This window comes from Hyphobacterium sp., assembly GCF_043584775.1.
Lineage (GTDB): Bacteria > Pseudomonadota > Alphaproteobacteria > Caulobacterales > Maricaulaceae > Hyphobacterium.
Genome location: NZ_CP121327.1, coordinates 2,264,699 through 2,285,201 on the forward strand (window position 1 = coordinate 2,264,699; position 20,503 = coordinate 2,285,201).

General features: G+C 61.2%; 21 protein-coding genes. 12 read left to right on the plus strand and 9 right to left on the minus strand.

Translation table 11 applies throughout. The annotated features are described in order from the left end of the window. Nucleotides 1–77 precede the first annotated feature (77 nt). Genes P0D52_RS11410 through P0D52_RS11455 form a run of 10 tightly spaced genes read left to right on the plus strand, consistent with a single transcriptional unit; the run spans nucleotide 78 to nucleotide 7,980 of the window. Nucleotides 78–1,199 carry a DUF3500 domain-containing protein gene (locus tag P0D52_RS11410; protein ID WP_394692779.1) on the plus strand — a complete coding sequence of 374 codons (1,122 nt, stop codon included), beginning with the start codon at nucleotides 78–80 and terminating at the stop codon, nucleotides 1,197–1,199. Further along, nucleotides 1,196–1,927, plus strand: coding sequence for a hypothetical protein (locus tag P0D52_RS11415; protein WP_394692780.1), 732 nt, complete (start codon nucleotides 1,196–1,198; stop codon nucleotides 1,925–1,927). Before P0D52_RS11410 ends, P0D52_RS11415 begins: the two co-directional genes overlap by 4 nt. Further along, nucleotides 1,924–2,703 (plus strand): hypothetical protein, encoded by a 780-nt coding sequence (locus P0D52_RS11420; protein WP_394692781.1) that lies wholly within the window; start codon nucleotides 1,924–1,926, stop codon nucleotides 2,701–2,703. Before P0D52_RS11415 ends, P0D52_RS11420 begins: the two co-directional genes overlap by 4 nt. After that, entirely contained in the window at nucleotides 2,700–3,455 is a 756-nt protein-coding gene (locus P0D52_RS11425; RefSeq protein ID WP_394692782.1) for a hypothetical protein, read from the plus strand. Before P0D52_RS11420 ends, P0D52_RS11425 begins: the two co-directional genes overlap by 4 nt. Beyond that, entirely contained in the window at nucleotides 3,452–4,213 is a 762-nt protein-coding gene (locus P0D52_RS11430) for a hypothetical protein (RefSeq protein WP_394692783.1), read from the plus strand. The genes P0D52_RS11425 and P0D52_RS11430 overlap by 4 nt, the downstream gene beginning before the upstream one ends. Then, on the plus strand, nucleotides 4,210–4,962 hold the full coding sequence (locus P0D52_RS11435; RefSeq protein ID WP_394692784.1) for a hypothetical protein: 753 nt from the start codon (nucleotides 4,210–4,212) through the stop codon (nucleotides 4,960–4,962). Before P0D52_RS11430 ends, P0D52_RS11435 begins: the two co-directional genes overlap by 4 nt. Further along, on the plus strand, nucleotides 4,959–5,696 hold the full coding sequence (locus tag P0D52_RS11440) for a hypothetical protein (protein ID WP_394692785.1): 738 nt from the start codon (nucleotides 4,959–4,961) through the stop codon (nucleotides 5,694–5,696). The genes P0D52_RS11435 and P0D52_RS11440 overlap by 4 nt, the downstream gene beginning before the upstream one ends. Further along, complete coding sequence (locus P0D52_RS11445; protein WP_394692786.1) at nucleotides 5,697–6,476, plus strand: hypothetical protein; 780 nt, start codon at nucleotides 5,697–5,699, stop codon at nucleotides 6,474–6,476. After that, nucleotides 6,473–7,237, plus strand: coding sequence for a hypothetical protein (locus P0D52_RS11450; RefSeq protein ID WP_394692787.1), 765 nt, complete (start codon nucleotides 6,473–6,475; stop codon nucleotides 7,235–7,237). The genes P0D52_RS11445 and P0D52_RS11450 overlap by 4 nt, the downstream gene beginning before the upstream one ends. After that, nucleotides 7,234–7,980, plus strand: coding sequence for a hypothetical protein (locus tag P0D52_RS11455; RefSeq protein WP_394692788.1), 747 nt, complete (start codon nucleotides 7,234–7,236; stop codon nucleotides 7,978–7,980). Before P0D52_RS11450 ends, P0D52_RS11455 begins: the two co-directional genes overlap by 4 nt. Before the next feature lie 19 nt (nucleotides 7,981–7,999). Here P0D52_RS11455 and P0D52_RS11460 read toward each other — a convergent pair whose 3' ends face one another. Further along, nucleotides 8,000–9,220, minus strand: coding sequence for a DUF2254 domain-containing protein (locus P0D52_RS11460; RefSeq protein ID WP_394692789.1), 1,221 nt, complete (start codon nucleotides 9,218–9,220; stop codon nucleotides 8,000–8,002). Nucleotides 9,221–9,341: 121 nt separating this feature from the next. Here P0D52_RS11460 and P0D52_RS11465 point away from each other — a divergent pair, with 121 nt between their 5' ends. Together P0D52_RS11465 and P0D52_RS11470 are read left to right on the plus strand one after the other, a co-directional pair. Next, a complete protein-coding gene (locus P0D52_RS11465) occupies nucleotides 9,342–10,091 on the plus strand; it encodes a glycosyltransferase family 2 protein (protein ID WP_394692790.1) in 750 nt (249 codons plus the stop codon). Between the two features lie 13 nt (nucleotides 10,092–10,104). Then, the gene (locus tag P0D52_RS11470; RefSeq protein WP_394692791.1) at nucleotides 10,105–11,952 is read left to right on the plus strand and encodes an ArnT family glycosyltransferase; all 1,848 of its coding nucleotides are present in this window, start codon (nucleotides 10,105–10,107) and stop codon (nucleotides 11,950–11,952) included. On the opposite strand, the gene folP is transcribed toward P0D52_RS11470, so the two are convergent. The 8 genes from folP to P0D52_RS11510 all read right to left on the minus strand — a co-directional run bounded on the left by folP (nucleotide 11,936) and on the right by P0D52_RS11510 (nucleotide 20,500). Then, nucleotides 11,936–12,775 carry a dihydropteroate synthase gene (gene folP / locus P0D52_RS11475; RefSeq protein ID WP_394692792.1) on the minus strand — a complete coding sequence of 280 codons (840 nt, stop codon included), beginning with the start codon at nucleotides 12,773–12,775 and terminating at the stop codon, nucleotides 11,936–11,938. The two genes, P0D52_RS11470 and folP, sit on opposite strands and share 17 nt — an antisense overlap. Then, nucleotides 12,775–14,700 (minus strand): ATP-dependent zinc metalloprotease FtsH, encoded by a 1,926-nt coding sequence (gene ftsH, locus P0D52_RS11480; RefSeq protein ID WP_394692793.1) that lies wholly within the window; start codon nucleotides 14,698–14,700, stop codon nucleotides 12,775–12,777. Before ftsH ends, folP begins: the two co-directional genes overlap by 1 nt. Nucleotides 14,701–14,755: 55 nt before the next feature. Further along, entirely contained in the window at nucleotides 14,756–16,108 is a 1,353-nt protein-coding gene (gene tilS, locus P0D52_RS11485; RefSeq protein ID WP_394692794.1) for a tRNA lysidine(34) synthetase TilS, read from the minus strand. Then, the gene (ybgF, locus tag P0D52_RS11490) at nucleotides 16,099–17,019 is read right to left on the minus strand and encodes a tol-pal system protein YbgF (RefSeq protein ID WP_394692795.1); all 921 of its coding nucleotides are present in this window, start codon (nucleotides 17,017–17,019) and stop codon (nucleotides 16,099–16,101) included. Before ybgF ends, tilS begins: the two co-directional genes overlap by 10 nt. Nucleotides 17,020–17,157: 138 nt before the next feature. Next, nucleotides 17,158–17,682, minus strand: coding sequence for a peptidoglycan-associated lipoprotein Pal (pal, locus tag P0D52_RS11495; RefSeq protein WP_394692796.1), 525 nt, complete (start codon nucleotides 17,680–17,682; stop codon nucleotides 17,158–17,160). Between the two features lie 161 nt (nucleotides 17,683–17,843). Beyond that, the gene (tolB, locus tag P0D52_RS11500) at nucleotides 17,844–19,196 is read right to left on the minus strand and encodes a Tol-Pal system beta propeller repeat protein TolB (protein ID WP_394692797.1); all 1,353 of its coding nucleotides are present in this window, start codon (nucleotides 19,194–19,196) and stop codon (nucleotides 17,844–17,846) included. Nucleotides 19,197–19,235: 39 nt separating this feature from the next. Then, nucleotides 19,236–20,033, minus strand: a complete 798-nt coding sequence (locus P0D52_RS11505) for a cell envelope integrity protein TolA (RefSeq protein ID WP_394692798.1) — start codon at nucleotides 20,031–20,033, stop codon at nucleotides 19,236–19,238. An 11-nt stretch (nucleotides 20,034–20,044) separates the two neighbouring features. Further along, the gene (locus tag P0D52_RS11510) at nucleotides 20,045–20,500 is read right to left on the minus strand and encodes an ExbD/TolR family protein (protein ID WP_394692799.1); all 456 of its coding nucleotides are present in this window, start codon (nucleotides 20,498–20,500) and stop codon (nucleotides 20,045–20,047) included. Between the last annotated feature and the right edge of the window lie 3 nt (nucleotides 20,501–20,503).

Sequence of the window (20,503 nt, forward strand, 5' to 3'; positions counted from 1 at the left end):
CCGGTATCCCCTCCCGGCCAATCAGTGGATGGCACAACCGGTCATATTGGCGTAGTAAGAGGGTCGGGGGGAACATCATGAAATATTTTATTCTTATCGCGCTGAGCACGATTCTGTCCGGCGCTGTCCATGCGCATCCGGACCATGCCGAAATTGGTATGCAACAGGAGGCGGCCGCCATGGCGGAGGCCGCCGCCGAGTTTCTTGCCACGCTGGATGACGATCAGCGGGCGAGCGTGATGTTTGATCTGGACGACACCGAGGCCCGCGAAGGCTGGAGCAATCTGCCAACGGTGATGGCACCGAGAGCGGGTTTGCAGATCGCCACGCTCAACGATGCACAGCGCATTGCCCTGCACGGACTGCTCGCGCGCAGCCTGTCGAGCGAAGGCTATGGCGACGCCATGCACATCATGACGCTGGAAACCTACCTTCGGGCCGGTGTTGAAACCGCCATAGCGGAACGGGGCGATGACCTGTCCGACGAGAGGCGGGCGCGCGCCACCGCCATAATGGAGGCCTATGATCCGGAAAACTACTGGGTCCGCATTTTCGGTGATCCCGCATCCGGGACGTGGTCTCTGGTGCTCGACGGGCATCATCTCGCCGTGACCGCAACCGTGGTCGATGGCCGGATCGCCTTCACGCCGGTCTTCCTGGGTAACAATCCCCAGATCATCCAGACCGGCGTCTATGCCGGGCGGCGGTCCCTGCAGCACGAGCTCGACCGGGTGGCCGATCTGATGGCCGCTCTCGATACAGAACAGATGGAAGAGCTGGTCCGGTCTGAAGATGTTCAGGACTCTGCGAATTTCGCCGGGCCGGACTGGGTGCCGGACATGGACGCGGCACCGGAAGGATTGTCCGCCGCTGATCTGAGCGCAGACCAGCAAATCCTGCTGTCCTATGCCATCCGTGAATTTGTCGGCGTGGCAACGCTGGCCGCCGGGGACGCCCAGATGGCCCGCATCGAGGCCGACGGGATGGACAATATCATGCTGGCCTGGTGGGGCGATTATACCGATTTGTCGCGGCGTTTCATGCTGCGCATTACCGGGCCCTCCCTGCATATCGATTTTACTCGCACCGGGGGTGAGGATCGCCCCAACCACTTCCACATCGTCATCCGGGACCCCTCCAACGAATATGGCTCTGACTGGCTGCAGGCCCATTATGAAGAGGCCCACACAGACGAATGATCCTCGCCCGCCTCTCCTCTGCCATCCGGACACAGAACTGGTTCGCGGTCGCGCTTGAATTCGTGATTGTGATCGCGGGTGTTGTGATCGGTTTCCAGATCCAGGGCTGGAACGAGACCCGGCAGGGGCAATTGCGCGTGGCCGAGGCGCTGGAGCGATTACAGCGGGAAACCGAGCAGAACATTGCCAACCTTCGTGTGCGGAATGACAATAATGCAGCACGCACGGCGGACCAGTCAGTGATGATCCGCGTTGCGATGAGTGGCGAAGGGACTCCGGAAGATGTCGAGACCTTCGAGCGCGCCATCGCACAACTGATGTATTTCTCGGCTCCTCCCATTCAGGAGGGCTCTTACCGGGCGCTCGAGCAATCCGGGGACCTCACCCTGATCGACAATCAGGAGCTGATCTCCGCGCTGAATTATTATCAGGGCGCCGTCATCTGGATTGAAACCCAGCACGGCAGTTTCCGCGCCGGGCTGACCACGTTCACCGACACGCTGAACGAATTCGTCTTCCATGAACCGACAGACGACCCCCTGGTGACGCACGCGCGGGTCGATCTGGACCTTCTCATCGAGGATCCGCGCCGTCAGAGCGCGCTGGTCCAGATGGCCAGAATGCATGCTATTTTCGGGCAATACATCATCGGGCTTGAAGACCAGACGGCGGAGCTCTGCGAGCGGCTAGCGCTTGAAACCGGCCGACCCTGCGAGGTTCCGTCGTGATCCTTTCCCGCCTCTCCCGTGCCGTGCGCGAACAGAACTGGTTCGCCGTCGCTGTCGAGTTCTTCATCGTGGTCGCAGGAGTCCTGTTCGCCTTCCAGCTCTCCAGCCTGGCTGACGCCCGCCGCGCCCGCGCTGACGAACATGGGAACCTGTTACGGCTGCTCTCTGCGGCAGAGGACGCGGTCACCTATCTGGACAACAGGATATCTGCAAGCCTGGCGTCGACACATCTGCTGGACCGGGCGATCCGTGCGCTCAATGAAGGCGCCCTGAACGGGCTGAGTATTGATGATTTCGAGAATGGCGTGTGGGGCTCGACACGCTTCCCGGCCCTGACACCCCCACGCGCCGTCACCGACGAGTTGATCGCCTCAGGACGGATCAGCGCGCTCTCCGATGCCGACGTACGCGAGGCGATCTCGCGCTATAATCGGCGCCTGGACCACTACGCCCAGCAGCTACCCTATTTCAGGCAGGTCGCCGTGCAACCGGACGACATTGGCGGCGCGGCCTTCTCATCCGTCTATCGGCCGGACCTGCCTGATCGACGGGAGACACAGGCGGATTTCGACGCCCTCGTACAGAATGAGGCTTTCGTCCAGGAGATTACCGGCTCGATCTACGGGCAGATCAACATGCTGCGTTACTATGATGGTGTTCGCGAGGAAGCTTATAATCTCTGTCAGGCTGTCGCCCGTGCGGTTGGTCAGCCGTGTAACGCAGAGCCCTTCACCCTCGTGATATTCGAGATGGATGGCGAGGAGGCCACGCCATGATCCTGTCCCGTATCACCACCGCCATCCGGACACAGAACTGGTTTGCCGTTGCGATCGAGTTTGTGATCGTGGTTTCAGGTGTGCTCTTGGCGTTTCAGGTGTCCAGCTGGAGCGCCAAGGCCGGTCAGCGCGCCTATGTGCGTGACGCGCTCACTCGTATGCTCGGTGAGTTGATCGGACTGTCTGAAGTTCGCGCTAATTCTGTCGCATCAAGGGCCGAGCGCCTCGCGTACCTGCTTGAAGCGCGCCCCATTGTCATGGGCGTTGTCGACGCTGACGCTCTAACGCGGGAACAATGCGTTGCCATCGCGGTGTCGGATAACGGCAGCGGCGGTGTGCCAGACGGTCTTCCTTCCCTGGACGAGTTGATGACATCCGGGGCGATGGAGAGCATTCAGTCCGCTAATCTCAGGCAATCAGCGATGGAGCTTTACGCCAAACGTGGAGTGGTGCGGACCTACGCTCAGCAAAGTGTGCATGAAGTTGTGAACCTGCCCATCGCATTTCCCGACGCCGTGCAGCTCCTGCTCATTCCTGAACCCGATGAAGCCGATGATGGTTGGGACGTAAGCGCCAGTTGTGACCTTGCCGCGATGCAGGCATCACCAGCATTCCAGGCGGCCTTGCTTCAGAACATCGCGACCTACCGGGGCCATGTGGACTACGCCTATGGCTTTATTGATGATGCCATAGCAACGGTGCGCGAAGACTTGGAAGAGGAGTTGGGACTGAGCGCGGAGCCAGCCCCATGATCCTCGCCCGCCTCTCCCGTGCCGTGCGCGAACAGAACTGGTTCGCGGTTGTCCTTGAATTTTTCGTGGTCGTGGCCGGCGTGCTACTGGCCTTCCAGATTTCGCAATGGGCCGAGCACCGGGCCGATGCAGAGCGCGAGGCGCTCTTGCTCACCCGGCTGCATGCCGAGGCAGAAACCAGTGTCCGCTATTTCACCACACAGGTTGAACGGCGGCAGGATGAGGACGAGCTGCGGGACGTTTTGATCCAGACTCTTCTGGCAGGCGATTTCGAGAATGTTGACCCCCGCGTGATGGTCCGCGGAATTTTTTCTGCTTCGAATCTGCAAGAGCCGACGCCCTCGCGAATTGTTTATGACGAGATCGTCAGTGCCGGACTGACTTCCCGCATCGGCGATGAAGACATGCGGATCGCGCTGGCGGAATACTGGTCGGAAATCGACCGCCTTCGGACCGACAATGTCGCGCGGCGGGAAGAATTGTATGCCTTTCCTCGCGCCGTTGCGGCCCAGGATGAGTTTATACAGATCGAGTATGATCCCGAGCACCCGCTGCGCCGCGGCTATACAATAGATCCGGAACGGGCGGCCCAATCCGACGATCTGATGGAGTACATTTTTTTCAGCAACACGCGGAGCCGCCTCGTAACATTTTTATGGGTGGACACACTCGAGAGCGCGATCGCCCTGTGCCGGGAAACCGCGCGCCTGACGGAACAGATTTGCGAGCCGGCTATGGAAGCGGAGGCCGCCGAATGATCCTTGCCCGCATCACACGCGCTATCCGCGAACAGAACTGGTTTGCCGTCGCGCTGGAATTCATCATCGTCATTCTGGGCGTCGTGATCGGTTTTCAAATCACGGCGTGGAATGCGGCGCGGGCAGAACGATCGACCGAGGCCGAAATCATGGCACGCCTTCATGACGACATCGCTAGCGTCGGCAATGCGCGCTGGGACTGGGCGGCCGACCGCACCGCCACTCGCGAGCTGTTACTCTCGGCTAGTCACAAATTGTTCGGCGATGATCTTTCAGACCTTTCTCCATCAGAATGTAATGCGCTGGTTCAGTCACATGTTTTCAATTCGCCCTCGCTGGCCTTGCCGATTCTGGCGGAGCTGGAATCGACCGGCGACCTGGATCTGATCAGAAGCGAAAGCATTCGAACGGCCGTCACCGCGAATTTTTTGGCGACCGCATGGTCGTCGGAGATGGATACCGCTCTCAATCACGAGGTTTTCAATCTATCGGCGAGACATCCCGATTACTTTTATTTCGTGGTCCCGGATGACGCTGAAAACTGGAATCCGATATTCGACGGGTCGGCGCGCTGCGATACGGATAGCATGCGAAATGATCGTCGCTTCCTCAACGAACTCGCGGATAATGTTTCCAAATCGGGCTTCTTTGAACTCGCGGTTCTCAGTGGACCAAATGACAGTTTCCTGACCCTCCATGAAGCCGTTGATGCCGAGCTGGGCATAGTTCATGAGGAAAACGCGCCATGATCCTTGCCCGCCTCTCCCGCGCCGTGCGCGAACAGAACTGGTTCGCGGTTGTGCTGGAATTCGTGATTGTCATTGCCGGTGTCGTGATCGGTTTCCAGATGAATGCGTGGAACGAGGCCCGTCTGGAGCGCCGGCAAGAGGCCGAATACCTGCGTCAGATCGATTCGGAACTGGAGGCTGTTATGGACGAGCTGGATTTCGTGGGAGACGCCATCGACGCCTATTTTAACTGGATCACCATATTCCTCGAAGGCGTGGAAAACGGGGACCCGGACAGGGCGCAGCAAGGGTCTTGGGGGCTGAATGCCATCACGTCTGTTGAAATCGTCAATCTGGAGCCAGCCGCCTTGCGCGAGATGATCAGCGCAGGAGAGTTGACCATTATCCGGGACCGGGAGTTGAGGTCGGCCCTGGCGTCCATTCCGCAATTGCAGAGCAGTTCGCAATCATCCCTCGAGCAGATGGCGGCCGATCTTTCCCCGATCGCCTTCGAAATATCCGGTCATTTCGAAGCCCGGCTGGAAGATGTCGCCGACATGTCGCAGAGGGGTTTTAGCGAGCAGACCCTTCAATTCGATTTTGATGAAGTTTCGCAGAACGACGCCCTATTGCGGCGCCTCAATTACGCAGCCCTGCAAAACCGTTTCCAGGCGGCTCATTTCGTGCGCTACCGCACGGAAATTGACGCGATCCGGGCGCAGGTCCGCGCCGAAATCGAAGAGCGGGGCTTCTAGATGATCCTTGCCCGCATCTCCCATGCCATCCGGACACAGAACTGGTTCGCGGTCGTGCTGGAATTCGTCATTGTCATTGTGGGTGTCATCATCGGTTTTCAGTTCACCGCCTGGAATACGCAGCGCGAAGCGCTGGCGCGCGCCGGCCTCCTTACCGAACGGCTGATCGAGGATTTGCGCAATGAGCAATGGCGGGTGGAGGGCAATACGATCTACTATGCTCAGGTCTCCGAGAATGCCCAGCGGGCACTCGATGCGCTGGAGGGGCGACGACAGGTCGATGACAGAACCCTGGTGGTCGAAGCCTTCCGGGCAACCCAGATTTTCAGCTTCCCTGTCATTCGCACGACCTATGAGGAGCTGGTCGCCACCGGAACGATCAATCTGATCGAGGATGATGTTCTACTGGCGGCGGCGGTAGAATATTATGAAACCGGGTCGGACGATATGAGCTTTCAGGACCGGGACCGGACCTATCGGCATGCTTTTTTCCGGCTGGCGGACCGCGCCCTTTATGAGGCGCTGGCGAATAATTGTGCCGAGCCGCGAACGCTCGCAATCGGTGATTATGAGTCGTTGCCGGAGATACTCGACTTTCCCTGCGATATTGACGGCCATGATGAAGAGATTGCGCGGATGGCAGAGCGCCTGCGCACCACAGACACGCTCTTGCCGCTCCTGCGCCAGCGAGCCATCGAAACTTCCATCGAGAGCAGCTCACAAATCTACTGGCAAACCCTGTTTGAAGAGATTCTCCCGCCACGGGAGGCCGCAGAATGATCCTCGCCCGCCTCTCCCGCGCGGTGCGCGAACAGAACTGGTTCGCGGTGGTCCTTGAATTCGTCATTGTCATTGCCGGTGTGGTGATCGGTTTCCAGATCACGGCGGGAGCGGAACGTTCCGCCATGCAGAGTCGCATGGACCGGGCTCTGGTGCGGCTCCAGGTCGAAGTGGAACAATCTGCGGGCATGCTGGACGGGCTGGTGGACGCCTATCAGGGACTGAATGTATCGCGGACAGAAGCGATCGAGCGCCTGCTGGCCCGAGATTTCGAAGACATGGACGAAGCTCGGCTGGCGTCCGGCCTGGTGGCGATCAATCTCTACCCGGCGTTTTCGCCGCAGCAGGGCGTTTATGAGGAAATCGTCAGCTCCGGCATGCTATCCTCTCTGGGCGGGGACAATGAAGCCGGCGAGCGGCTGCGCAATGCGCTGAGCCGCTATCAGCGCGAAGTCACCTTCTTGCAAGGGCAGATCGACTATATGCGTGCCAGCGGGCTGGCCGCACCGTCAACGATGGATTTCCCTGCTGTCATTCTTGAATACGCGCCCGGTACGGTCCGAGAGCGCCGCTATGCGGTCGACTGGCAGGCTGCCGCTGATGATCCAGAGCTGATGCAGGCGCTCTTGCAAGGCAATAACCGGATGCGTGCCACCACGGATTGGTGGGAAGATACGCTGGAAGCCGCCATCGCGCTTTGCGATGCCATCGCTGAACACACTGGCCGACCCTGCGAAATCGTGACGGAGGCTATTGAGTGATCCTCTCCCGCCTCTCCACCGCCATCCGAACACAAAACTGGTTCGCCGTCGTCCTCGAATTCGTCATCGTTATCGCCGGTGTGGTGATCGGTTTTACGATCACCGGCTGGTCCCATGAACATGCGGCGGCCGCACGGGCGGAACAGGCTACGATCGACCTACTGGAAGAGATGGAGGTCAATGTCTGGCTGCTGCGCGGCGCTAACGCCGAGACAGCGCGGCTGAATCAGAACCGCGAGCTGGCAGCGCGGGCGACGGCCGATGCAGCGCTGCGGCGCGATCCGGAGATACAACTCAGTGCGGCGGAAGGGGTCATGAGCCTTGCGGTGAGCCCACCCGTACCGGTGTCGCGCGCGGTCTATGACGAGCTAGTCGCCACGGGCACGCTTCGGCTGATTGGCAACATACCGGCTCGGCGCGCCGCCAGCCGCTTTTTCAGCGAGGTCGATTATGCGCGCGACCAACTCTCGCAATTGCAAAACCAGCAGGTTTTTGACGCACTGGGACGGCATGGTCGTCTGTTCTGGTCGGACGAGGCCGCCGACGGACTCGGCAGCGAGGTTGATCTTGAGGGGCTAGCCGCCGATCCGGAAGCCGTCACCGAATTGATGATAGCGCGCACCAACCACCTCTATTTCCAACGCGTTCGCGATACCCTGCTGGACAGCGCGGAGGCCGCCTGTGGCGCGCTCGCAGACGCTGCGGGCAGACGCTGTGCACCTTTGGTGGCAGAGGCTCAATGATCCTCGCTCGCCTCGCCCACTAGTCCGGACAGGCCTGGCGCAGAGCGTCCAGATCGGCTTCATGAGAGATCGCGGCCTCGGCCCGGATCAGGGCGTCCTGACTGACATTGCGGGCCGCTTTCTCAAACCGGTCGGGGTTGGCCGCTATCAACATGCCCATGGCCTTTTGCAGGCGAATGCCGACCTCGACCTTGCCGGCCGCGTCGCGGGCGATGGCTCGGTAGGCGTCGATCATCAGCCCCTCCACCGTCAGTGGAGCGAGATAAACATGGCCGGCAGCATCGTTTTCCGCGTCCCCGGATGAGGCCGACAAGGCGCACATGAGCCGCGTATTGGCGGCAATAGCCGATATGGCGGTGCCGGGATCATTGACCGAAGCCGACAGAGCCCGTGAGGCGATTTCGGAGATCGCAATCAGACCGAAGCCCGGATCTTCTTCAATGGTCCGGCGGTCCTTGATGACGATTTTTTCGAGAATGTCCCCGTCAATATCCTCGCTGCCCGTGATACAGGCAACGGGCTGGCCCGGACCGACATAATCGCCCGGCCGGGCGGGCAAATGGATCGTCTGACCATGCGTCTCTGCGAGCGCCTGCAGGGCGTCGATATCGATCGTCGGAATATAGCCAGCCGTCTTGGGATGCACGGGCCGGGCGTCATCCGGGATGGTGTCCAGCGGCCGGGCGCCGAGATTGGGGCAAGTCGTCTCCCGTTCGATGGCCTTGAGCGTTGCAGCTTCGATGGCGCTGATCGCTTCCTCGACCCCGCCGAATTCCGTCAGCCGCTCGATCCAGCGGATGAGCATCACGACGACATTCAGCACAAGCAACAGGGTCAGGCCGAACAGCACTAGCAGCCCTTCGTCCGCGTAAAGGCCGGAGGTCACGCCGATCAGACCCAGCAGGCTGAACAGGAAGGCGCCGACAAAGGTTGATATCGCGCTTTGCGCCGTGCGGTCCTCGGTCATCAGCGGACGGGCGCGCGGTGTGGCGGCGTTGGCGGCGGCCTGAAAGGCCGAGAACATGGTCGCCAGCGAAAAGATGGCGACGGCCAGCATGCTGGACGCCAGAATATTCAGCGTCGTCGCCAGCGCATCCGCTTCAACGGCTGCCACCCATTCGGCCGGGAGCAGCCGGCCCAGCGTGGGTGTTGCAATCACCGCCAAGACCGCCGCAATGGCATAGGCCGCCGGGCGGAACCAGATGGAGCGCCAGATGCGGCGCAGGTGGAAATTCAGCATGAGTGTCTCCCCGACACGTAACGCGCGCGAAGGCTGGCGGGTTCCGCTGCGCTGAAACCTGTATGTATCCCCACAAAGCAAAACACGCTAATCATTCCCGAATGCAAACAGGCGGGCGGACATGCAGTCAGGCACACTCTCCATCGTTATTGCCATGCACAATGAAGCCGACAATGTCGATGCGGTGATGGATGAGGCCGTGGCGGCTTTTTCCGCGGCCTTTGAAGGCTTCAATATCATTGCCATCGAAGACGGTTCCTCGGACGAGACCTGGTCAAAAATCGAGGCCGCGGCCCAACGCCATCCGCAAATCACCGCTATCCAGCACCCCAATCGTGCGGGCAAGAGCGCCGCACTGCGCACGGGTTTTCTCGCCGCCAGAACGTTGTGGGTCGCGACCATGGACGGGGACGGGCAGGATGATCCGCAATCGGTCGTGGATATGGCATCGAGGATCGATCTCACCTCGCTGGATGCGCCGGCGCTGGTTTGCGGTTGCCGCACCAACCGCACCGATGGGGCCAACCGCAAATGGGCATCGAAGATCGGAAACGGTATCCGCCGCGCCATGCTGCGCGATGCGTGCCCGGATACGGCCTGCGGCTTGAAAGTGATCCCGCGTGATCTGTTTCTCGCCCTGCCCTTCTTTGATTCTCTGCACCGCTATCTGCCGCCGCTGACGCGCTATCTGGGCTTTGACCAGATCTATGTGGATGTGGTGAACCGGGCGCGGATTTCCGGCGAGACGAAATACACGAATATTGGCCGGGCCTTTGCCGGATTCTTCGATCTGATGGGCGTGAACTGGCTGATGCGGCGTACGCATGTACCGGCAAAGGAATTACTGTTTACCCCGAGGGATGAGGGATGAGGGATGAGGCCTGATGCAAGCTCTGTCTGACTGGTTGATGGCGGGACCCGCGCGTTGGGGACTGTCCATCCGCGCCTGGCTGGTTCTGGCGTTTATCGCCCTTCTGGCGATGTCACCGGGCCTGACCTCCATGCCGGTCATGGACCGCGACGAGGCGCGCTATTCGCAAGCCTCCACCCAGATGATCGAGACCGGCGATTATGTTGATATCCGCTTTCAGGAAAATCCCCGGCACGTCAAACCGGCCGGAATCTACTGGATGCAGGCCCTGTCCGCACTGCCTTTTGGCGGGACGGATGCCGATATCTGGGCCTTCCGCCTGCCCTCACTGATTGGCAGTCTGATAGCCGTCTTCGGCACGGCCTGGCTGGCGACGCGCCTGTTCGGCCCCCAGGCGGGGCTGGCGGCGGGATTGTTGATGGCGACGGCGATGATGATGCAGGTCGAGGCGCGTACCGCCAAGACGGATGCCATGCTGCTGGCCGCCGGTGTATTGGCACAGACCGGGCTGATGATGATGCTCCTGAAAGCCGAGGCCGGCGAGCGACTGAAATTCATCGGCTGGCCGCTCCTCTTCTGGGCGGCAAGCGGCGCGGCGATCATGATCAAGGGACCGATCATTGCCATGGTCAGCGCGCTGGCGCTGATCGGCTATTTCATTTTCAAACATCACGCGAAATGGCTTTTCATTCTTTTTGGCGCCGCGTTCCTCATCGAAATTCTGAAGCTTGCGGGGCTTGGCTTTCTGCCCGGCGGCATTGCCGTGCTGCTGGGCGGCATGGCGGGCCTGTTTGTCTTTGTGCTGGTCCTCTACACGGATACCCGTTCAGCACTGGCGAAATTTCACTGGGTCAAGGGATTGCTAGTCCTGTCGGCCATCGCCCTGCCCTGGCTCATCGCGATCAATATCCAGACCGACTGGGGCTTCTTCCAGGAAGCGGTGGGCCATGCCCTGTTCGGCAAGGTCGGCGTCGCGGACGACAGTCATGGCGGGCCCTTCCTCTATCACTCGCTCTTGTCGCCCGCCATGTTCTGGCCGGGCTCTGCCTTGCTGGGCCTGGCTCTTCTGGCGGCCTGGGCGGGCCGCAGCAAACCGGAAATCCGCTTTCTGATCATGTGGGCCCTGCCGACCTGGATCGTGTTCGAATTTGTCCAGACCAAGCTGCCGCATTATGTGCTGCCGGCCTTTCCGGCACTGGCGATACTGGCGGCGGCGGGCTTGATGCAGGTTCCGGCCCTGCTGGCCGGGTGGAAGGCCAAAACCCTCCATTTCGTCTGGATCGGGCTGGCGGTTGTGGCGGGCCTGGCCATAGCGGCCATTCCGACCTATGGCGCGCTGGAGCTGAACGAGACGCACCCGGAAATCGCCTATGCGGCGACGGCTTTGGGCGCGCTTTGCGCCATGGTTCTGATCTGGTTTGCCGTAAAGCCGGGTCTTGCGCGCCTGTTGCCGCTCAGCGCCATCGTCGCTGTCCAATACCTTGTCGCTTTCGGGCTGGCGATTCCGTCTGTCGATGCCGCCTGGCCATCCAACCGGGTGGCGCGCATCGTGGAAACGCTGGAAGGATGTGAGAGCTTTCCCGCTGCCACGGCCGGTTATCGCGAGCCCTCCAATGTCTTCTATCTGGGCACGGATGTGGCGCTGACCGATGGCGCAGGCGCGGCGGCCAGCCTCCTGCTCCATCCGGAGTGCGGCATAGCCGTTGTCGACGCCACAGAGCGCGCCGGTTTTGATGCGGCTCTGGCGGAACAGAATGTGCGTCTGCTGGGGCAGGTCCAGGGCGTCAATATGGTCAAGGGCGATGAGCTGGCGCTCGACATTCTGACGCTGGAAGGGTCCCAGGTCAGAGCGGCCGAGTAATCGCCGCCTGAAGCTTCAACGCTTGCACCGTCTCACGCACATCATGCACGCGGACGCAGACCGCATTTTGCTGCGCAGCATGAAGCGCAATCGCAAGCGAACCACCCAGCCGATGATCAGCGTCTGCGCCCTCGTCCAGCTCGGCGATCAGACGCTTGCGGGATGCCCCGATCAGCACTGGAAAGTCCTTTGACAGGTCGGAAATGCTGCGCAGCAAAAGCAGATTATGCTGCAGCAATTTTCCAAAGCCGATACCGGGATCGAGCCAGATATTTTCACACTTCACACCGGCGGCCATCGCCGCGTCGGCGCGCGCCTGCAGCGCCTCTGATACCTCGCTTACGACATCGTCATAGTGCGGGTTTTGCTGCATGGTTTGTGGTTCGCCCTGCATATGCATCAGGATCACACCGCAGCCCAGGTCGGCGGCAGTTTCAAGCGCCCCGGGGGCTTGCAAGGCATTCACATCATTCCAGATCGTTGCGCCCGCTTCGATGGCCGCTCGCGCGACCCCCGGTTTCATCGTGTCGATGGAAATGGGCGTATCGGTATGACGCCGGACGCCCCGGATAACCGGCAGTATGCGGGCCAGCTCCTCTGCTTCCTCAACTGGCCGGGCACCGGGCCGGGTCGACTCACCCCCAATGTCGAGTATGTCTGCGCCATCGCGCCCCAGCCGCAGCGCATGATCAATCGCCGCATCGGCTTCGTCGTATCGCCCGCCATCGGAAAAGCTGTCGGGTGTGACGTTGACGATCCCCATGACAAGAGGCCACCCGCGTACACGGATGGCCTCTCGCAAGACGTCGAATGTGGTGGCCATCAGGCCCCTTGCGGCGCGGGACCACCCGAGGGTTCGGAACCCGTCGAGGTGTCCTCATCGTCTTCGGTGACCGGCACAGCCCCCGATGGTGTGTCATCTTTCGATGGCGGTATATCGGCATTGCGGGTGGGCGGATTGCCTTTCAGCAATTCGGTGATCTCGGCCCCGGAAAGGGTTTCGTATTCCAGCAAGCCTTCGGCCAGGGTTTCCCAGTCCTTCCGCTTCTCGGTCAGAATCTTGCGGGCGGTTTCATTGGCCTCATCAATCAGGCGGCGGACTTCTTCCTCGATAATGCGGGCGGTCTCACCGGAGATGGATTTCGACCGGGTGAGTTCCTGTCCGAGGAAGACATTCTGACCCCCGCCGTCGGAATAATCGATGGTGCCCAGCTTGTCCGAGAAACCCCACTGGGTGATCATCGCACGGGCCACGCGGGTCGCCTGCTGGATATCGGAAGACGCTCCGGACGTGATCTTTTCCTTGCCGAATTTCAGTTCTTCGGCGATGCGGCCGCCCATGGCAATGGCCAGGAAGGACGTCATCTGGGTGAAGTTTTCCGACAGCTTGTCGGCTTCCGGCAGGCGCATCACCATGCCCAGCGCACGGCCGCGCGGAATGATGGTCGCCTTGTGGACGGGGTCGGCATCCGGGACGTTCAGCGAGACAATGGCGTGACCGGCTTCGTGCCAGGCGGTCAGTTCCTTTTCCTTGTCGGACATGACCATGGAGCGGCGTTCCGGCCCCATCATCACCTTGTCCTTGGCGTCTTCGAATTCCGCCATGGATACGACGCGCTTGTTGCGGCGCGCGGCCAGCAAGGCAGCCTCGTTCACCAGATTGGCGAGGTCGGCACCGGAAAATCCGGGCGTGCCGCGGGCAATGACTTTCGGTTCCACATCGTCGGAAATCGGAACATTGCGCATGTGGACCTTGAGAATTTTCTCGCGGCCGATGATATCCGGATTGGGCACGACGACCTGACGGTCGAAACGGCCGGGCCGCAGCAGCGCCGGGTCCAGCACGTCCGGGCGGTTGGTCGCAGCGATCAGGATGATGCCTTCATTGGCCTCAAACCCGTCCATCTCGACGAGGAGCTGGTTGAGCGTCTGTTCGCGCTCGTCATTCCCGCCGCCCAGACCGGCGCCGCGAGAGCGTCCCACCGCGTCGATCTCGTCAATGAAGATGATGCAGGGCGCGTTTTTCTTGGCCTGTTCGAACATGTCGCGCACACGAGAGGCGCCCACGCCGACGAACATTTCCACGAAGTCCGAACCGGAAATCGTGAAGAAGGGCACATTGGCTTCACCGGCGACAGCGCGCGCGGTGAGCGTCTTACCCGTCCCCGGAGGGCCGATCAGCAAGGCGCCCTTGGGAATTTTGCCGCCCAACCGCTGAAACTTCGACGGGTCCTTGAGGAACTCGACGATCTCCTCAAGCTCTTCCTTGGCTTCATCGATGCCGGCCACATCGTCAAAGGTGACGCGGCCTGTCTTCTCGGTCAGCAGCTTCGCCTTGGATTTGCCAAAGCCCATGGCGCCGCGACCGCCGCCCTGCATCTGACGCATGAAAAAGATCCAGACACCGATGAGCAGCAGGAAGGGGAAAATGCTGAGGAGCCAGCTGAAGACGTTGAAGCCGCTGGCTTCCGGTGTGACTTCAAACTCGACATCATTGGCGCGCAGGATTTCGTACAACTGGTCGTCGGCAACGGGATAAACGGTCGAGACCGGTTCGGCGCCGCCGGAGATGATCCGGTCGCCGTCAATGGTCACCCGGTTGATCTGATCATTCTCGACGCGCTCGATAAACCGCGAATATTCGATCTGCTGTGCGCCCGGTGCCGTCGGGCCCGGTTGCAGCAGATTAAAGAGCGCCACCAGAAGGAGGATCATGATGGCCCAGATCATCAGATTGCGAATATTCATCTCGTTTTCCGTCGCTAGTTCGCTGTCTATGTCCCGATATGGGGTATAAGTGCCGCTAATGCGAGCCTTGCGCCGTTTGCGCATGCAGTTGTTCATCAAACCATGCGGCCGGTCTGTCCTCAAACAGATTCCGCTGGATCAGCGCTTTGGCAAGGCTCTGTGTCACTTTGTCCGCCTGCGCTGACAGGCCGGGTATACCACAAAATTGTCCACCCTGCCGGATCACCGGCAATCCCGGACGCGCCAGCGCCGGAACGACCTTGAGTGTTTCCGTTGAAAATTCGGCGGGATAGGCCGTACCCGATACGGAAATGGCCAGATCCGGCCGGGTGAAAGCAAAACGCCCGTCCCAGATCGTCTCGTCCCCGAATTTGACGGCTCTGACCGCAGGAGCGGTTTGATCTGCACGGCCGCCAACCGCTCCGGGATCGCGCACAAGCCAGCACTGGCTCTGGAAAAATGTCAGCGCCGCGCCGCCCGCTGTTGCCGGAGCGGACGCGTTCAATCCATCCAGCAGTCGTCTGGCGGCCTCCGGGCGGGATGACGGGTCGCCGCTGACCGCCGCGCGCGCCGCATCGAGGGCTTTGGCCGCAAGGCGGTCGTCTGCCGCGAGCAGAGCATTCCGATTCAGAATGACACCGCCCCAGGGCAGGAGATTCACCGCGTTGAGAAAGATGTCTGCGGCTGCTTTCGCATCCGCCTGTTTTGCCGCCTGAAACCGTTCGGCCAGGGCGCACAGCTCTGCGACGTCGAAGCCGCTTTCGGAAAGCTGGGCCAGTGTCTGACGGTTGCGGATGCGCGTGAAGGCACGGCTTTCATTCGACGGATCGTCAATCCAGCTTTCCCCTTGCCGCGTCAGCCAGTCGCGCAAGGCCGCGCGCGAGACATCCAGCAAAGGCCGGGCTATGGACAGCCCCATCCCTTCGGGCCAGAGGGGCAAGGGGCTTTGCGACGACATGCCGGCCAGCGCATCCGGCCCGCCGCCGGCCTGAAGCCGCATCCAGACGGTTTCTGCCTGATCATCCTGCGTATGTCCCAGAAGGATGGTGTTGGCTTCTTTTTCCCGGGCGATGCGGGCAAAGGTTTTCAAGCGAAAAGCCCGCGCTGCGGCCTGAATGCCGGTCGCCGGTTTATCGCCATCCCACCGGACGATCTCCGGGGCCAGGCCCAGATGCCGGGCCCGTGATGCGGCCACTTCAGCTTCGTGCGCGCTTTCGGGACGCAAGGCATGGTCGATGATTACCGGCGTCAGCGGCACATCCTTATGAGCCGCCCAGCGGGCCGCCATCAGAAGAAGGGCAGTGGAATCCCCGCCGCCGGAATAGCCGATGAGACAGGCGCCCTCACCCAGCGCGTCCAGCCGTGCCCGGATAATGTCCGGAAGAGCGTCCAGCGTGTCTAGCGGCACCCGGCGCGCAGGGCCTCGCGTTCGGCACGGGCCGTGGCATTCGGGCCCGCCGACGGGAATTCACGCGAGAAACGGGCCAGCGTCTGACAGGCTTCATCATTGCGGCCAAGCGCGCCGAGAGAGGAGGCAAGACGCACCAGCGCATCGGGCGCGACCGATCCGTTCCGTTCTTCTCGCAGGGAGGTGATATAGGCCTCTGCCGCCGAGGAATAATCGCCGCGCACATAATAGGTCTCGCCCAGCCAGAACCAGGCCTCGTCGATGAGTTCGTCGTCAGGGAAATTGCCGATGAAGCTGGAAAAATCCTCCTGCGCGCCGTCGAAATCACCGTCGAGCAGTTTGGCGCGCGCCTGACCATAGGCCTGATTGGCGCTCATTGCCGGTGCCCGGTCGGTGGCCCGGGCGATGGCTCCGCCCAGAGGCTGGGTGGCCGCGGCGCGGTCGGCGGCATAGGGATCACCGGCATCGGTGACGGCCAGACCGCCGCCCGTCAGGTCACGCGGACCGGAGCCGGTGCTGGCGCGGTCGCTATTTCCGGTCATGGAGGGATTATCCGAAACCGGAGCGACTGGGTTGCCCTCTTCATCAAATTGTTGGGGCGGCCGCGAGCGCAGCGCTTCGAGTTGATTACGGAGGCTCTGGATTTCCCGGCTCTGCGCATCGACGCGCTGGCTCAATTGGCGGTTTTCGAATTCGAGCCGTTCCGCCTGTCCGGTGGCTTCCTGGACCTGGAATTCAAGATCGGAAATCCGCGTCAGCATCTGGTCATTCTGGGCAATGCGCAGCGAGTCCATTTCAGCAAGGCGGGCTTCAACAGCATCCAGACGGCGCGCGAGTTCGCGGCGCGATTGCGCGTCAACGGGCGCACTGAACAAGACAATAGCGAGGGGGAGAATGAGAAAGCGGATCATGGGTCAGGTCATCCCTGTCTTCGGCCAATAGAGGCACGGGATAGGTGATCGAGGCGGCGAAAATACGGCGGCCAGATTAACAAAGAAAAACGCCCGCAGCGATGCACTGCGGGCGTTCCTCTGGACGAATGTCCGGTTCTAGCCCGTGACACCACCGGTTATCATGGTGGTGGCATTCCGGTTGAGCGACCAGCAGCGCTCGCCGGATTCGCGGCAGGTCGGCCGTTCCTTGCCATAGGACACGGTCTGGATCCGCGATGGCGAAACGCCAAGGCTGACCAGATAATCGCGGGCGGCATTGGCCCGGCGGGCCCCCAGCGCCAGATTGTATTCGCGCGTGCCGCGCTCATCGCAATTGCCGGCAATCAGGATGGTCGTGCCCGTATAGGCGTTCAGCCAGTCGGCCTGACGGCGCAGGGTCTCGCGGCCAGCGGGCGTCAGAGTGGAGCGGTCGAGATCATAAAAAACGCGATCGCCGGCCGTCGCCACAAAGTGCGCTTCCGTTCCTGGAACCGGTCCCTGATCCACAGTCCCGGTCGTGTCCGTTCGCGTGGTGCGCGGCGGCTCCGTTGCTGGGGCTTCGGTTGTGGTCTGCGGCGGTGTTGACGCGCACGCTGCCAATACGGCCGTCATGCCCGCAATCAGTAAAAGTTTGAACTTCATGTCTGTCCTATCCCTTATTTCCCGGGTCTGTGCCAGCCCCCGGAACCTCCACCAATACGCACGATTACGCCATTTTCGAGACAAACTGCCCGTTCGGGCCGGTTTTCCGCCCAAAGACGGCTTTTTTTGCGCGCCCTTTTTTCACGCTACTGCCAAAAACCCTATTCGATCAAGGGCGACCACGCCGGATCCGACGATTGGCCGCTGATCGGCATGCGCCGCAAATTGAAGCCTGCAAGGTCTACGCTCCAGATTTCATACTCGGTTCCCTCGCGTCCGCGGTCGCCTCGGGTGAAGAGAATGACGCGGCCATTCGGCGACCAGGCCGGCGTGTCGACATAATAGCCCTGATAGAGAATCCGCTCCTCGCCGGAGCCATCGGCTGCGACGACGCCGAGAGAAAACTGGCCGTTATGCTGTTTGACGAAGGCAATCAGATCGCCGCGCGGTGACCAGACCGGCGCGGTATAGCGGCCTTCACCAAAGGACATGCGCTGCACATCGCCGCCATTGGCGTTCATCACATAGAGCTGCGATCCGCCAGAACGGCTGGAGGAGAAGACGATCCGGTCGCCATCGGGAGAAAAGCTCGGCTCGACATCGTCTGCCGGGTGTTCGGTCAGGCGGCGCAGGCTGCGCGAGCGCAGATCAAAGAGGTGAATGTCGTGACCGGCCTGAAGCTCGATCGAAACCGCCAGCCGTTCGCCATCGGGAGAAAAGCGGGCCGAAAGTGATTGTCCGTCCGGATCAATACGGGCGAGACCGGCACCGCCGGAGGCAAACAGGGCTTCCTGACGGCCACTTTCCAGATCGTAGACATAGGTCGTCGCCTGTCCGTCCAGGAAGGAGACATAAGTGATCTGCTGCGCGCTTGGCGAATAATTCGGCAGGAGCGACCAGTAGGAGCGGTCCGTCAGGAAGGACGGGTTGGCCCCGTCCTGATCCATGACGGCCAGACGGCGCACCGGCTCGCCGCGCGGGCCCATGCCTTCGGAGACGTAAATCACGCGCGTGTCGAAATAGCCGCTTTCGCCGGTCAGTTGCTCATAGACGGCATCGGCAACGCGGTGGGCCACCCGGCGCCAGTTTTCCGGCGCGGTGACAAATTGCAGACCGACCATCTGTTCCTGCAGGCGCGTATCCCAGAGGCGAAAACCGACCAGAAGGCGGCCATCCGATTGCCGGGTGACCTGCCCGATCAGAAGCGCATCTGCATTGATCACGCGCCAGTCCTGAAAGCGCGGACGCAGGTTGAAATCCTGAATTTCCTCGATAAAGGCGCGCTCATCGACGGTGGTAAACAGGCCGGAACTGACGAGGTCTGCCGCAATCACCTCGGCGATATCGCCGCCGCGGCCATCGGTGCCGCCGGCATCGATGAAGGCCGGGATGGCGATCGGAACCGGTTCGAGATTGCCCCGCGCAATATCCACCTGCAAAGGCTGCTGGGCCAGGGCCGCGGCAGGCAGGGCCACCATGAAAAGAAGGCTCAGAAGGCGAATAAGACGGGTCATGTGATCTCGGTTCTCCAGAAACTCATCAGCAGGGTAGCATCAAGTCTCGTTTCGAAAAGTGACATCTATGCGGCGCCAGATGGAAAAATGTTCGGCCGGCAGCCGATAAGGCGCGCAATCGATGACCGCTGCGATGGCGCGGTCCCGCGCAACGCGCCAGTATCGGTCGCCCGAAATATCAATCGCCTGACGGTTCAGGGCTTCCGGACGGCCATCCAGACTTCCATCGCGATTCAGGCGAACCCGCACCACAACGATGAGACGCTCGGGATCCGGTGCATCGGCTGATCCACGATAACAGCGTTGCGCCTGGCTGCGAATGCTGTCGGCGAGCGTGACACCAATGGCCTCGTAGGAAGACGCGGAATCCTGCGTCCTGCCGGAGGACGATGAGCTGCGATCCCGGTCAACCGAGTTGGCGAGGTCGCGCAACATGTCATCAAAGGATTGTTCACGCGCAGGCTGGGCCGGCTGCGGAGCGGATTGAGCCGGTGGCTGGGTCGGCGCTTCCGGATCCGGGTCCGGCACAAATTCCGGCTCTGGCTCGGGCTCGGGTTCCGGTGCGGCTTCCGTTTCAGGGGCTGCATTCAAATCGATTTCGGGTTCGGGCTCCGGCTCAGGTTCGGGTTCCGGCGGCGGAGCTTCTTCTTCCACCGGCTCTTCCCGGACCTCTTCTTCGGGGAGGTTGGTAACTTCCGCGATTTCGGTGATCAGTTCCAAAGGGACGATCTGGCTGGTCGTGAACTGGCGCGCCGATTGCGGGAAATAAAACAATCCGGCCACGATGAAGCCGGCATGCACAAGCAGCGAAACAAAGACAACGAGAGCTGTGCGCATACCGGCGACCGTCAGTTATCGTCTGAGGTTCCAGCACGCGATCCTGTGCTGATCGGATCGGTCACCAGTCCCAGATTGGTATAACCGGACGCGGAAATACGGGCCATGACGCGCACGACCGAGCCATAATCGGCAGCTTCATCGGCGCGGATGAAAATCCGGCCGTCATAGCCGGTCCCGCCAATGGCGCGTAGACGCGGCACGAGCTGGTCGAGCTCGACGGCAGTTTCCTGAAGGAAGATTTCGCCATTCGCGCCGATCGTGACGGTGAGCGGTTCCTCGTCGGCCGGCATGCTGCGCGCTTCGGTCTCCGGCAATTCAACTGGCACGCCGACGGCGAGAAGAGGTGCGGTGATCATGAAGACGATCAAAAGCACCAGCATGACATCCACAAAGGGTGTCACATTGATTTCGGCCTTGGGCTGCCAGCGCCCGCGGCGACCTCCGGAAGAGACAGATCCCGCCATGGC